The organism is Mycoplasmopsis gallinacea (assembly GCF_900660495.1).
Classification (GTDB): Bacteria; Bacillota_I; Bacilli_A; order Mycoplasmatales; family Metamycoplasmataceae; genus Mycoplasmopsis; species Mycoplasmopsis gallinacea.
On record NZ_LR214950.1, the window covers coordinates 219,711 to 235,179 of the forward strand.

Sequence of the window (15,469 nt, forward strand, 5' to 3'; positions counted from 1 at the left end):
TCTATATTTTTGTATAAATATTGCATTTTTTAGGTATCTAAAAAAAAAAAAAAAACATTTTAGCCCTGCATAATAGGGTTATATGCCTTTTTTGTGATATTATATTTTAATATAATTATTTTTGTATTTTTAATAAATAAAAATAAAAAATTATTTTTTATAAAAAGGGGAAATTATGAAAAAAGGAAAATATCAAAGTTCACATTGGCAACGGGAATGATAATGACTTCATTAATATCCTTATTACATTTAAGGGTAATGCAATATTAAATTCGCTTAATTAACCTAATGATGAGATTAATTAAGTAATTTTAGTTAGGCAATGCTTCAGGTGACATTTTTAATCCTGTTAATTTAACAGACTCTACGAAATTATTAAATAGTTAAGATATAAATTTTATAAGTAAAGCTTGATGATTGGATTCTAATGTTCCAAGTCCTAATACATTTAAAAATATTTACCAAGATTTAATGTTGATCTAGCACTAAAGAAGGTGATTATCTTGTTAGGAGAATCTATTTATCAAAAGATATAACTTTAAATGGTGTATTCCTAAATTCAAAGTTTAGAGTAATTTAAGAATCTGGAGAAATTTATATTCGTATATATAAGGTGGTATGTTATGAAAAATAGAAAAAAGATTAAAAAAATTGTATTAGCAGTTAGTGCTACAAGTGCATCTTTACCTTTTGTATTTTTACCTATTTCTCAAACTAATACAACAGGAAGTTCACAGGAAATTGATAGTAAATACATGAGTTATAGCCAATATAACAAAGTGCAAGACGATGGTATTTATACTAATTACAGTACCGTTGAAGGTATGTTTTTTGAAGGATGAGCTATAGGGAATAAAAAACAACCTATTTACATTGGAACAAATCCAAAATACAGTAAAGATGAATCTGGGTATAATAAATCTAAATACTATATCAATGAGAGAAATAATTGATATAGATTGTATGACTATAACGCAAATAAAGAAAAATGAGATAGATATAGGGATAATTATAATCCAGCATGAGATTTATTAAATCCCTCTTTAATTCTTAATGATAGCACAATTAATACAAGATACAATTGACAAAAAAATGATAATAAAGATTCTTCATTTTTTAATGGAGATGGATGAGATTCGGTTAATGATACAAAATCTTTTAGGGTTGGGTTCAATGTTGACAAATTAAGATCTGATGATAGAAAATTTTTAGTAGGGCTTTGAATTTCAGAAGATTTAATTTTAACTGGAAATATTAAAGCTATTGTTTCAACTAGAAATACAAATAATCCTTTTCAAGAAGCGATTGCTAATCCATCAAATGTTAGAACTTATAATATCTCTGTTGATGAAAAATATGATGTAAATGATGTGAAAGACAAAACAAATTCTGCAACATGATATGGAAAAGAAGAATATAAATATAGAATAAATCCTTGAATTTCTAAATCTTATGATTATACAGGTGTATTTAAAGAAGGTGATAATCATTCAGGGTTTAAATTTTATAGCTCTAATAAAAATAATGAATATGCTGAATTCAGTAGATATTATGTTGATGGTGAGGATAAATATACAACAGGTAAAACCTGATTAAATTCCATGCATTATGGATCTTTTTATAAATCTTTTCCAAAAGAAATAAATCAAAATATTACTAATCAATACGGTATATTATGAGGTGGTGTTGCTAACGATTATTTCAGAAAAAGAACCATTGCTAACATGATTATTCATGATGAGCCATCATTAGATGGTGATTGAAAATATGCTCCTGTAGCATATGCTGGAAACGAATATAAATTGGGATTATTTCAAAAACAATATAAAGATAATAATAACTATATTTATAATTCTCTCAATAATAATGCAGGTTCATTATTAATTTTGGAAATAAAATCTGAAGATAAAAGTACAGCAGGTTTTACACCATCATTACAATTAGAATTTACAGTAAAAAGAAATCCAAACACAATTGATAATAACGGAGTACGGAGCGGAAATAATGCTAATCCTCTTTCAAGAGACTCTTCGTCTAAAAAAACATATATTGGATTCGGACAATTTAAATATGAACAAAGTAAATGAGCTAATAGACAGTTTGGTTCATTTATGAAAATGGCAGATCGCCAAGCATATCAAAATATTAAATTCAATACCACTGAAAAATTGGTTAAAAGCGAATATCTTTTAGATAATGATAAATTACCTAATACTACTTTATCTTTAATTGAAGATAATAATGGGTCTGAAAGACTAATTCATTCAGTGAATAAATCAAAGTATAATGAAGTAATAAATCAAGACAAAATTCTTGCAGAATATAAAACAAAAAATAATGTTGATTCCTTAACTCAATATTCAAATATAAACAATTTAAGACTTAAAACCAGTTTTGCAAATTCTGAAGACAATAAAAAATGAAAAATTATTTCTGAAAATTCTTATTCAACTCAAAATCCAAATATTTTTTCTTTTAATACAACAGATGGTGATGGTTACCTTAATTTTAATGAAATTAGCTACGATTTAACAGATTATGAAAAATTAAAAAGATTTGCAAATGATAGAACCAAAAATAAATGATTAACTATTAAACAAATTAATTATTTATTATCACAAATTGAACAAAACGAAAACTTTAATAAAGCCACATATTCTTTTAACGATCCTAAATGATTTGATTATTTCAAGGAACAAATTTCTAATTTAAATAATTTACAAGGACAAGCAGAAGCAAAAAGAGCTGAATTGCGTAATTTAATTTTAAGTACTACTGATAAAACTGAATGAAATAGTGAAATTAGTAATAGAGTGCTTTTTGCTTTTTCAGATCCAAGAGAAGCTAAATCTCCAGCATGGAATTTGTTAGAAAGAGAAGGATATTGAAATTGACAAGCAAGTTCATTACAAAGAAAATATAATATACAATCAGAATTAAATTCAAATAGCGAAGCAATTGATAGAAATGATGATTCAAAAGTGATTTTGCAGACCACAACTGAAATTGAAAAATTTATAGCAGATGTAAATAATGTTATCAATAAAATTAAGGAAACAGGAAAAAGCAACTTAGAAAGTGAATTTATAAATACTTTGAATAATCAAAGTATCACAAATTCCACATGAAGCAAATATAATTACAATCAAGGCACTAAATTCATAATTAATGCGATTAATTCTGTAGTTGCAAATCGAAATACCCCCTATGATTTAACAACTTTTACACCAACTACAAACCAACAATATAAAAACGATAAAACCTCTATTCTTAATAAAATTCAAAATTTATCTACTTTATATGATGCAATCCAAAATATTCAAACAAAAATTCAAGATTTAAAAAATGACAAATTGGTTTATGGAAAAACATCAAATAAACCAGCTATTAATGATGATTGATACAATAATTTTGTAGAAAAATTGCAAAATGCTAATAATATTCAAAGTGACTCATCTTATGCTTTTTCATCTCAAAATAATTTAGATACTTTTAGAACCAATAATGCAAATAAACTAAAAACTAATTGAACTGATAAAATTCTTGAATTAAATGGAAATAAAAATCAATTTACAAATGATATTAATTCATTTAACTATTTAGATAGTTCTGCCAAACAATCATTTATTCAAAGAAAACCAGCAGAAAAAAACTTTGTTTATTCTGAAATCAATTATCAATTAACTGATAATAGAAATACAATTAATAATCAATTAACTTCATTAATTAATGAAGCATTTACTCAAGCTAAAATAAAAGCAAAAGAAAAAATCAATAGTTTTGCTTACGTTTCACAAACACTAAAAACCACTGCTTCAAATAATATTGATAGTGCTGAACTTTATAAAAATACAACTAATAACGCTCAAGATAGTTGAGTATATTTTGGTAATGACCAAAATTTAAAAACTATTGTAGACGAATTAGAAAAACAAAATAATTATCATAAACAATTGATTGATTATTTAGAATCTTCATCATTAAATGGTAAAAATAATGTTTTAACTCAAAAACAAAAAGAAGCATTTAAAAATGATATTCTTTCTAAAAATTTTGCTGATCAAAACGAAGTTAATGAATATAAAAATTCTATTAACAATGTAAATGATGCAACAAAAAATTTAAAAACTTATGTAACTAATTTAAATACTAATACAGATAAATATAATTTTGCTTCTCCAGATAAAAAACGTAATTTTGATGCTTATAAAGAGATTGCTGATTCATTAGTAAATAATGTAAGATCAATTATAAATTCAACACACATTTCTAAATTACAAGAAAATTTAACTAATGCTTATGGTGCCCTAGATGGTGATATTTTTATCAATAAAGTAAAAGAATTAAATTACTTAACTACTAATTTACAAAATCTTATAATCAATCAAATCAAAGCAGCAGATCCAAGACAAAGAAAAGCAATTTATGAAAAGGCAAAAAAATTAAACGATGATTTTGGCAAAACTGATTTAACTTCAATTAATACATATAATTCAGCTAAATCAACTCCTGATTATACTAATGGCTCAAAAGCAAGAAAATCTGCTTTTGATACTGCTTTAACTAATCTTAATGCTAAATTAAACACATCTAAAAATAAATTGGAACAACCAACCCAAATTCCAACAAATTACACAAACTTTATTGAAAATTATATTAGTCAATACGATCAATTAAAATCTGCTATTGCAACCGCTTATAATAATATTGATGGGAATGAAATTACTGCGGAAAAAGCAAGATTAAATGCAATTGATTTAACTTTTGATTATCCAAGCAAAGAAGCTGTTTTACCTTCAGAAATTAGAGATTCATCAATCACTAATAACTTACCTAATAATAGTAAAGCAAATGTTGTTACAAGTAATATTGCAAAAACAGATTCAAATGGTACAGTATCTCTTAATTACCAATTAGTTTCAACGGATCCAAAATTTAGTTATTTACCAGCTGATGAAAAAATTAAATCAGATTCTAAATCTGCTAATATTACTGGATTTTTAACTTCAAGTCAAAAAGCTTTTAATGATAAAAAAGCTTCTTTAATTGAAGCAATTAATCAAGCAAAAAATAATAATAAAATTACCGAGAGTCAAAAACAAAAATTAATAGATGCAGTTAATAAAGCTACAAGTCTTGATGAATTAAATAAACAAGAAGCAAAAGATAATGAAATTTTCAAATTAACTTCTACTTATGAACATTTAAATCCAAAACAAAATCAAGAATTATTTGAAAAAATCCAAAATGCTACAAGTATTCAAGATGCTCAAACTATTTTTGCAAAACAAGAAAATGTTAACCTAAATAATTCAATGAAAAAATTGAAATATTTAGCTAGTGAATATACAAACAAAAAATCTAATGTTGATTACAAAAGTGCAACTAATCAAAGTCAATTTGATGCTATTTTCAATTCAGCTAATGAGTTAATTTCTTCAACTACAAATAATGGGACTACTAATCCTTCATTAAATACTTTAATTGGGAATATTAATCAAAGTGGTTCACTAAATAATAGTTTTGCTTTACTTGATGGAATTAAAAATAAAGCAAAAAATGATATCAATGGATTAAATTATTTAACAAAAACACAAAAACAACAATATAAATCAGAAATTAATAAAATTTCTGATTTACAAAGTAGTGAAAATAAACAAAATGCTGTTAATAAGGTTTTAACTAAGGCTAAATTAAATCAATATAATGCAACTTTTGATTATGCTAATAAATCAAAAATTACTCCAAGTCAAATTGTTGATAATAATGTGTCTAAAGTCATTGTTTATAATGATTCTTTAAACAGTCCAATAATTACAACTGATCAAATTGTAATTAAAGAAATTGTTAAAAATAATGCTGATGGAACCGCAACAGTTAAATATGTTATAAAAGATGCAACTGATCAATCTTTAACTTCAGAAGTTAAGGAAGCAACAATTAGAGATTTTAAAACTGGTAATCAAGCAGAAAAAGAAAGATTAAATGCAATTAATTCTGTAACAGTTAATGCAACTCCACAACAAAAACAAAATCAAGCTTCAAAATTGACTAATCCTCAAGAATTACAATGAGATATTCAAAATAGTCAAAATGCTGAAATTGTTGATAAAACTATTGTTGGTTACAATGATATTACTGGTAAATTAAAGGTTTCTTATAGACTAAAATCAAAAACTTCAACAAATATTTATTCAGATATTAAATATGCAGAAATTGAAGGTTTTCAAACAGAGAAACAAAGACTAGATGCATTATTAACTCAAGAAAATGCAATTTTAACTATTACTAACAAAAAAGTGCCAACTGAAGCAACTTATGGCACTGACTTTAATATTAGCTTTAAAGATAGTAATGCGCACAAAGCAAGCTTCAAAAATAGTCCAAATATTACTAACAGAAGTGATAGAGATGGTCAAATTGCTTTTGACTACACTTTAAAATCTGATAGACAAGATTTAATTACTATTCCAGAAGAAGTTAATCAAGCAAGCGAAGTTGTTTCAACTAAAAGTTCAAGTTTTACAGCTTCAGGACTGTTAACTGAAAAACAAAGATTAGATCAATTAATTGATAATGATCAAGTGGCTAAAACTATTACTTATCCAGATAGCCAAAATGTAATTAGATCTGAAATTAATAAAGATAATTTTGTAACTCAAATTACCCAAGATGCACAAGCTAAAATTGTAATTGATAGTTTCAGTAACAACGCAAACAATCCAAAAGCCATTGATATTATTTATCATTTAGTTTCAACTAAAGATGGTGTAAATGCAATTTCTAAAACTAAAACTCTTACTTTAGATGGCTTCCAAAGTGATGTTGAGCGTGAACAAAAAACAATTAATGCTTATACAGAAAATGATTATACTTTCACATCTGATAACACTAAATTAGCTTCATACTTCAAAGATAATGCCAGTCAAATTCAAATTAGTCCTAAAACCACCACTAATCGTGAAAATGAAACAATTGAAATTCAAAGAGTTGTGGCTTACAATGATGTTGATGGAACTTTAAAAGTTGAATTTGTAACTAAAAGTAATAAAAATGGTACTTTATTAACTTCAAACACAAAAGTAGCAACTATTAGTGGCTATAAAACTGAAAGCCAAAGATTAGACGATTTATTAAATAATTTAAGTCAAAATAATATTAATGTTGCCAAAGATAAAGCAACCACTTTACCTTCTGATGCAACCACAGCAACTGATTACACTTATAGTTTGAGTGAAACTGAAAAAGCAACTTTAAATATTGTTGATGCTATTAGTCCTAACAATGAATTGGGAAAAGTAACTTTTACAGCCAAATTAGTTTCATCAAAAGCTAAAAATGAATTAATTTATGATGCTGAAAATACCAATTTACCAGCAATTACTACTCCTGAAACTTCAATTACAAAGAGTTTAGAAATTACAGGCCTTAGAACTCAAGCAGAACAAGATAGACTTGATAAAGAAGCTGAAGTTGCTAGATTAAATAATTTAGCTGCTACTTTCTATTACACTGATAAAGCAACCACTTTACCTTCGGAGGCTAATAAAAAACAAATTACTTCTAATATAACAAATCAAGATCCAGAAGCAACAGTTCAGATTAAAAATATAACTGCTTATGATGAAATTACAGGTTCAATTACCTTTGAATATACTTTTGATTCAGCAAAAAGTGGTATTTATAACGGTGTTGAATCTGAAACAAAAACTGCTACTTTAAATGGATTCAAAACTGAAAAAATGCGTCTTGATCAATTATTAACTGCTCACAAGGCTCAATTAGAGGCTAAAATTAATACTTTAGCAACTAATGCATACAAAGATAATTTAGCTTCAAATGTAATTAATAATTTTGTAATTGAAGATGAAAATAGCAATTTAACTGATGCAAGAATTAATGTTACACTTAAAAAAGCAGATGATGTTAAAGGTCAAATTTCTTATACTTATAATTTAGTTTCAACTAAAACTTTAAGTAATCAACAAGACTTATCAACTCAAAATTCAGAAACTGCATCTGGAATTTTAAGCGGCTTTAAAACTAATGCTGATGTCGAAAGCGAAAGATTAAATAGCACTCAATCATACACCATTAACTATGCAAATAAAGCAACAACTTTAGCTTCATCATTAAAAGATGATGCTATCAGTAATTGAACTTGAAATAAACCAGATGATGCTGATTATGAATTTATCGATCAAAAAGTAATTGCTTATGATGATGTTAATGGAAAAATTAAAGTTGAATTTAAATTAAAATCAACCAAAAATAATTTAGGAAAAGAAGTAATTAGCGACAAAAAAGTAGTTGAATTAACAGGTTTCTTAACTGAAAAACAAAGATTAGATAATTTAATTAAAGCTATTGAAACTTCAAGTGTAATTACTAATAATGAAGATGCTTTAACTAAAAAACCTTCACAATTAACTGATAATGACTTTACAATTACTAAACCAGAAGCTTGAAATAATGAAAATCTTAATATTGCTTTAGTAATTAATAACCAAGATCGTGATGATGAAAACGGAACAATTAAAGTTAGTTATCAATTAAGCACTACCAGAACAGATTTAGTTTCTGGTTATGATAACGTTGATCAAAATCTAGTTTCAGATAATGCACCAAAAGTGACATTTAATAATTATTTAACAACTACTCAAGAAGAAATTAATCGTCTAGATGCAATTAATCCAACTTATAGTAATTTAAATAATGAATTATTACCAAGTCAAATTAATACTAATAATAGCAATACTGCATTTAGTATTAATTTACCTAATGGTGCAGAAGCACAAGTTGTGAATTTAGCAATTGATAGCCAAAATGATAAAGATGGTTCATTAACTATTTCATATCAATTGCAATCAACTAAAAACAATTTAAATACTTTACAATCTGCTAAAAAAACTTATACATTTAATCAAGCAAATAATAATCAATACTTTACTGAAAAACAAAGATTAGATCTTTTAGCATACAGTCCTACTTTAAGCACACAAACACAAGCAACCAAAACTGCTTCAGAAATTAAAGCTAGAGATATTGAATTTGCAAATGTAGAAAATGCTACTGTTTTAATTTCAGATGTTAATATTGATTCAATTAATGAAGTAACTGGGGAAGTACAAATTACTTATTTAGCAACTTCACAAAGAGCTAATTTAACTGATGTTAAATCAAGTGTTAAAAATGCAACTTTAAACACTTTAACTGAATTACAAAGATTAAATAATTTAGTGGCTGCAAGTCAAAAGGTGTTTAATTTTGCTGGTGATAAAGCACAAAACTTAACTACTGTTGATGAAGTAACTTTAGAACAATTATCTGGATATTTAGCTCAAGAAATTGATAATCAAAAAACTAACATTCTAAGTCAAAATAAAGCTAAATTAGTAATTGATTCAATTGAAAGCACAAATAGTGAAACTGGAGAAATTGTTTTAAATTGATATTTAGAATCAACTAAAAACAATTCAAATAACCAAGTAGTTAAAACAGCTAATAAACAATATACATTCACTGGTTTCCAAACAGCTAATCAGCGTGAACAACAAGAATTAAATGCTTTAGAAAATATTGATTTCACTTTCACATATGATAGAAATAAATTAGCTTCAGAACTTAAAACTAATCCAAGTGGAATTAGCATTCAAAGCACTCGCGGAGATACTACTGCAGAAAGCGTAAAAGTAATTGCTTATAATGATGTTACTGGTGAATTAGTTCTTCAATATGTTGCTAAAAGCACTAAAAATGGTACTAATTTCACTTCAGAACCTAAAACTGTAACTTTAAATGGATTTAAAACCGAACAACAAAGATTAGATCAATTAGCAGATAATTTAAGTAATACTTCATTGATTTTTAACAATGATAACAGTACTAGAGTAAATTATTTACCTTCAAATTCAACATCAACTACCCAAAATAATTATGTTTATGCTAATAGTGTTAATGATCAAGCTTCATTAGATAATATAACTTTTAATGCTAATGACGAAACTGGTTCATTAACAAGTCAAATTACTTTAATAAGCGACAAATCAAGAAACGATTTAATTTGATCTGAAGATAATCTTAAATATAACGATTATCAATATTCAACTATTACTTCAAAAGCTAAAGAATTAATTCTTACTGGTTTTAGAACACAAAATGAGCAAAATAATTTAGATCAAGCTGCTGAAAGAGCAAGATTAAATGATTTAAGTGCATCATTTGATTACACAGATAAAGCTAATGTACTCCCTTCTGATTCTGTTAAGAATGCAATTACAAGTCAAATTAATCAAGCTGATAGTCAAGCAACAGTCAAAATTATTCAAATTAATACTAAAGATGAAATTAATGGTCAAATTACAGGTAAATATGTTTTTGTATCTGGAAAAGGTGGTATTTACAGTAATTTAGAATCTGATGAAAAAGAATTTACAATTACTGGCTTTAAAACAGAAAGTCAAAGATTAAATGATTTATTAGCCACAATAGAGGCGCAAGCATCTATTCAAAATGTAAGTGCAGATCAATATAAAAATCACTTACCTCAAGAAGTTTTAAATCAACTAATTTTAAGTGCAAATAATTTAACTAATGCACAAATTCAAATTGTTGATAAAAACGCAAATAGTACAGATGCAGCAATTGATTATACTTATCGTTTAGTTTCAACTAGAGGATTAGTTAATGGTCAAAATCTTAATGATGTTGCAAGCACAGCAACTAAAAATGGTCAATTAGCAGGCTTTAAATCATTAAAAGAAGCTGAAAAAGAAAGATTAGATGCAATTGATATAAATAATACTGACGATCAATTTAGTCATACTATTGACTATGCAGCTAAAAATTCACAATTAGCTTCATCATTAACTCAAGCAACAGAGCAAAATTGAAATTGACAAGTTAACCCAGATAACGATCATCAATTTGTTGATCAACAAATCGTTGGTTATAATGATATAACTGGTGAATTAAAAGTAAGCTATAAATTACAATCTAAAAAACCTGGTTTTGAAACAGTTCAATCTGAAACTAAATATGCAATTATTTCTGGATTTAAAACTGAAAAACAAAGATTGGATGATTTAGTAAATAATACTCAAAATCAACCTGTAACTATCAGTCAAAATACTGAGACTTTAAAAGATGGTGCAAAAGCCAAAAAAGCTTCTGATTTAGAAACTTCTGATTTTGCAACTACTTTAACTTCAGCAGGTGAAAATCAAAATATTAAAGTTTATCTTGAATTAGATACTAAAAATGCAGATAATGAACATGGAACAATTTTAGTTGGATACCAATTAGAATCTACTAGAAACTTAACTGGTGAAAATGGTTTAGTTTCTGAAAATTGAGAAAATAAACCAACTGAAAAACCATTAATTAAGTCAGAAAAATCAAGATCTCAAGAATTTAGTGGCTATGTAACTAATGACGATGAAGAAGCTAACAGAATTGAAAAATTATTACCATTAATTAAATTAGACTACCCTGATAAAGCAAATTACTTACCATTATTAAATGAAAATCAGGTGCTTAATGAAAATGTGCAAGTTAAATTTAAAGATGGTCGGAATTTAATAGATGAACAAGTTGAGTTAAAACCAAATTCATTAACTATTGTTAAACGTGATGATGAACAAGGTTTAATCCAAGTTCAATACACACTTGTTTCTACAACTAGAAATAACATTGAAAGAGTTTTAAATGCTACTGCACAAGAAGATGCAAAACAGCTCACAGGCTTTAAAACGGAATTACAAAGATTACAAGCTTTAAATTATGATTGAGAAAATCAAATTACTGATAAAAACTTAGTTAGTCCAAGTGATTTACAACAATCAGATATTAATGCAATTAATAATGAATTAGATCAAGCAACTAATATTCAAATCACTTCAAGAAATGACAAAACTGGAGTTATTTCAGGTACTTATAGCATTTACTCAAAACGTCCAAATTTAAATACTATTCATATTGATAATCTTGCTTTCACAATTAATGGATTACAAACTGAAAATCAAAGATTAGATAGGGTAATTGCTGATCAAAATATTGCAAAATCAATTACTTACAATAAAAATGATCAAAATACAGCCAAAGCAAGTGCTCTAGTTGCAAATAAAGCAGAAGTAATTAAAAACTTAAATAATAGTTATTTTGTTACTTCAGTTGCAAATAATGAAGTTAATAAAGCGCAAATTGTAATTGATGATATTAGCGCAAATGATGATACTGGAATCTTAACAGTAACTTATCATTTAACCTCTTTAAAAGAAGGGTTAACAGATCAAAGATCTAGCGCAACTCAAACTTTAGAAATTGGTGGATTCTTAACTAACTTACAAGATGCTAAAAATAAAGCAAAAGATTATATTGATCAATTAGTAGCTGAAAGCAAATTAACAGATGATCAAGCTGAAGAATTAAAAACCGAAATTGATAATGCAACTAATAACAATGAAATTACTCAACTAAAAACTAAAGCTGATAAGCAAGTGATTATTAATGATGCCCTAAATAATTTCACAAATTTAAATCAAGCTCAAAAAGATAAATTAATTGAAGATATTACAAATAGTCCAGATATTAATGAAGCTCAAAAAATCAAAGAAAAATACTCAGATTTAAACGATAAAATGGGTGAATTAGCAGATTTAGTAGCTGAATATAAAAAGAAAAAAGCTGAAGATAAATATACTCAGGCTACAAAAAATACTAAAGATGCTTTTGATGCTGTAATTACTAAAGTAGAAGAATTATTAGATGAAACTAATTCAACAGATTTAGGAACAAACATCGATGAATTTTTAGGTACTAAAGAAGATCATTCTGATGGTTCAATTGTTCAAAAATATGAAGCATTAGATGGTGAAATCCAAAAAGTAATTAAGCAAGTTGAAGCAAGCGAATTATTATCTGATGATCAAAAAACAAGCTTTAAAGAAGAATTAAATAAAGTTAGTCCAAAAGATCTAAGTTATACTGAAAATAATCAAACCAAGACTTTAGATGATATTAAAGCTAATATTTTAGAAAAAGAACAAGAAAAACAAAGATATATTAATGCAATTAATACATTTGAAAACTTGAATCAACAGCAAAAAGATGATTACATTAATCAAATTAAAGCTGCTAATTCTTCAGAATTAGAAACAATTAATGAAGAAGCACGGTTATTAGATAATGAAATGGCTAAATTAAAAGAAGCAGCCAAAGATCAAGAAGCTATTCAAGCCGATAGTAAATATCTAGAAGCTGATGAAGCGGTTAAAAACGCTTATGAAACAGCCATTATAGAAGCTAATAAAGTCATAAATGGACGCCCAACAGATGCAACTGAAAATGATGACTTTAATTACAATGCAAATAAAGAGCAAGTAACTAAATTAATTGAAAAATTGAATTTAGCAAAATTAAACATTGAAAAAGATGCATCTAAAAAAGCAATTGATAATCTACCAAACTTAAATCAAAATGAAAAAAACAATGCTAAAGATTTAATTGATCAAGCAACTTATAAAACAGAAGTAGAAACTATTGAAGCTGTTGAAAAAAATAGAAATGATAAAAAACAACCTTATATTGAGCAAATTCAAGCAATTTCTAATTTAACTGATGCAGAAAAAACAAATTACATTAATGAAATTAAGAATACTAATTTAAATCTTAGTCCAGATAATGTTGTTGAAAATGTAGCAGATTTTGAAGCAATTATTCTAAAAGCTCAAAAAGAGTCATTAATTAAAGAATTAGAAAAATCAGTTAATAATGACGAAACTACACGAATTCTTAATCCAAAACAACTTGAATACTTTAAAAATGAAATTAATAATGCAACTAACTCAAAACAAGCTCATTCAGCCTTTACTTCAGCTCTTGAAGTAGCTGATAAAATGGCTAATTTAAAAGCAAAAGTTGCTAAATACACTGAGTTAATTAATGATTCAAACAATACTAAATATCAAAATGCAGATAATCAAGAATTGATTCAAAATAAATTAAAAGTTGCTAAAGAATTATTAAACTCTACTACTGAAAATGGTTTAGATAGAGATAATGATAATTTAAATAATTTAGTTGCTAATAATAAAAATAATCAATCATTAGATTATGCTTATGATATTTTAAATGGTAAAGAAAATGCATTAAAAGAAAAAGTTGATAATTCAGATTTACTTTCAGATGAAGAAAAAACATCATTAATTGAACAAATCGATAATATTGATAAATTAAATAACGAAGATGAACAAATTGCCGAAATTGCTAAAACAATTGCAAACAAAGAAGAAGCAAAACAAGATGCAATTGAACAAATTAACAATTTAGAACATCTTAATCAAAATCAAAAAGATAGTTTAATTAATGAAATTAAATCTTCAAGCGCAGAACAAAAAGACAATGTTGTTAATAAAGCAAAAGAACTTGATAAAGCAATGGAAGAGTTGCAAAACGAAGTTCAAAATAGCGAACAAATTCATCAATCAAATGCATATCAAAATGCAACTGATGAAGAGAAAAATAACTATGATAACGCTTTAGAAAATGCAAAACAAGTGCTTAATAATCAAAAACCAAATGATTATGCTTCAAGCAATTTAAACCAAAATGAAGTTCTTGAATTAATTAATAAATTACGTGAAATTGCTAAAACTATTGCAAACAAAGAAGAAGCAAAACAAGATGCAATTAACCAAATTAACAATTTAGAACATCTTAATGAAAGTCAAAAAGATAGTTTAATTAATGAAATTAAAACTTCAAGTGCACAAGAAAAAGATAATATTGTTAATAAAGCAAAAGAACTTGATAGAGCAATGGAAGAGTTGCAAAATGAAGTTCAAGATAGTGAACAAATTCATCAATCAACTGCATATCAAAATGCAACTGATGAAGAGAAAAATAATTATGATAACGCTTTAGAAAACGCAAAACAAGTTCTTAATAATCAAAAACCAAACGATTATGCTTCAAGCAAATTAAACCAAAATGAAGTTGTTGAATTAATTAATAAATTACGTGAAATTAAAAACAAACAAAATGAAAATATTAATGAAGCTCTTGATACTAAAGAATTAATTGCTTCGCTTAATGACTTAGTTAACTTAACCAAAACAAACAAGTGAAATAAATTCACTAAAGAGCAAAAAGATGCTATTAATAATGCAATTAGCAATTCAAATAACATCTTAGATAATCTTGATAAATACACAAATGATGATCTTAAAGAACAAACTGAAATTAATAGACTTTTACTTAAAACAAAAGTAAATAGTAAAATTTGATGATTATTAATCCTTACTGCTGGTACAATTGCCACAATGGGACTTATATTCATTATTCTTGCTCTTAAGAGAAGAAAAGTGGAAGATGAAGATTAATGTGGATATTCTCTAATTAAAAGAGAAATGTCAGTTATCTAACTATAGATTACTGTTCAAAAACGCAAAATTTATAATATAATTTACAT

General features: G+C 26.1%; 1 protein-coding gene. It reads left to right on the forward strand.

The genetic code is table 4. The features are described 5' to 3' along the window. Window positions 1-623 precede the first annotated feature (623 nt). Window positions 624-15,380 (forward strand): lipoprotein 17-related variable surface protein, encoded by a 14,757-nt coding sequence (locus EXC51_RS00770; RefSeq protein ID WP_129620077.1) that lies wholly within the window; start codon window positions 624-626, stop codon window positions 15,378-15,380. The last annotated feature ends 89 nt before the right edge of the window (window positions 15,381-15,469 follow it).